The sequence below is a fragment of the Flavobacterium aurantiibacter genome (assembly GCF_002251775.1).
Lineage (GTDB): Bacteria > Bacteroidota > Bacteroidia > Flavobacteriales > Flavobacteriaceae > Flavobacterium > Flavobacterium aurantiibacter.
In genome coordinates this window covers 1-1,615 of the sequence record NZ_NOXX01000013.1, presented here as the reverse complement: position 1 = coordinate 1,615, position 1,615 = coordinate 1, and the positions used below count along the sequence as shown (strand labels likewise).

The window sequence follows — 1,615 nt, the reverse complement described above, 5'->3', positions numbered from 1 at the left end:
GCGACCATAGAAGCCGGTTGTAGCCCCATGAACACGCCTTTTTTTTACGAGGACTATAGCGGAAGGCGGGAGTGGCTACAAAAGAAGAAGAATCTTCGAAAATGCTCACCGTAAACTACTTCGACGATTACAATTTTCCGGGAGCGCTTCACGATTTTTCGTCGGCTGTTGGATCGCCGATTTTTTATGATAATGGCGCGAGAAAGCCGAAAGGATTAGCTACCGGAACTTGGGTGCGCGTGATTTCGACGGCTGTTCGACCCGAACGAGAAATCACGACTTTTTTCTACGACGATAAAGCACGAGTGGTAAAAACGCACAAAGAAAATTACCTCGGCGGGCAAACCATTACCGAAAGTCTGTTGGATTTTTCGGGTAAAGTGCTAAAAAAGTTAACGCTACACCGACGAGAAAATACCAACAGCAACAAAATTCGAATCGAGGAGCAGTTCGAGTACTCACCGCAAGACCGTTTGCTTACACATTTACACCGCGTGAATGGCGGCACTTGGGAAGTACTAGCCAACAACACCTACGACGAACTCGGACAACTGATTTCGAAAAAAGTGGGCAAACAAGACCCAACCGGTGCCAGTTTTCTTCAAAAAGTTGATTACGCGTATAACATTCGGGGTTGGCTCACCAACATCAATAACATTGCCGATACCGCCGACGAAGTTACCGATTTGTTTGCCTTCAAGATTAATTACAATATCCGAGAACAATCGATTCCGGGAGTGGAGAACTTGTACAACGGAAACATCTGTGACCCGAGCCGAAAAGGCGAACGGAGCGAAGCTAAACGTATTGGCGCACCGAAAGCGACGGTTTTACGCGTATGTACGGCTATCAGTACGACGATTTAAACCGCCTGCTCAAAGGCAATTACCGCAAAATGGGCTACAGCGTTACCGGAAATTACGACGAAACGCTCAGCTACGACAAGCACGGAAACATTCAAACCCTTCAGCGAAACGGTTTTGCCGATGCCGACTTTGGTATGTCTGTACAAATCGATAACTTAGCTTACACGTACAGCGGTAACCGCTTGCTGCGTGTAACTGATTCGAGCAATTCGTTAAACGGCTTTCGAGACGGCACCAATTCGGGTAGCGATTTCGATTACGACAGCTACGGAAACATGACAAGAGACCACAACAAACTGCTGCGCATTTCGTACAACCATTTGAATTTGCCGGTTGCTGTTGAATTCGACAACACAAATCGGATTTTATATCATTACAATGCGGCGGGCGAAAAGTTGTTGAAGTTGGTACGAACGAACAGTCCTGCCTCTGAGGTAGTTACCGAATATATCGACGGTTTTCAGTACAAGAACGGTGTTTTGAAGTTCTTTCCTACCGCAGAAGGCTACGTAGAATTCTTGGATCCTACCAAATTCTTCTACGTATACAACTACACCGACCACCTCGGAAACGTGCGTTTAAGCTATACGCAAAACGGCAACACCGTTAAAACGTTAGAAGACAACCATTACTACCCCTTTGGCCTGAGGCACGAAAACTACGCCAGCGAGCGTTTTGAACGGGTAAAAGAACCCAACGGTGAGTTATACGTGATACAACCCACGGAAAGACGGGAGTGGCAGTATAAG

1 protein-coding gene and 1 pseudogene are annotated in these 1,615 nt (G+C 46.6%); both read left to right on the top strand.

The features are described from left to right. Nucleotides 1-71 precede the first annotated feature (71 nt). Nucleotides 72-866: a hypothetical protein gene (locus CHX27_RS00105; protein ID WP_094484767.1), complete on the top strand. Its 795-nt coding sequence runs from the start codon at nt 72-74 to the stop codon at nt 864-866. After that, nucleotides 839-1,615: pseudogene (locus CHX27_RS00100) on the top strand (type IV secretion protein Rhs); the annotation flags it as partial. The gene CHX27_RS00105 and the pseudogene CHX27_RS00100, both read left to right, overlap by 28 nt.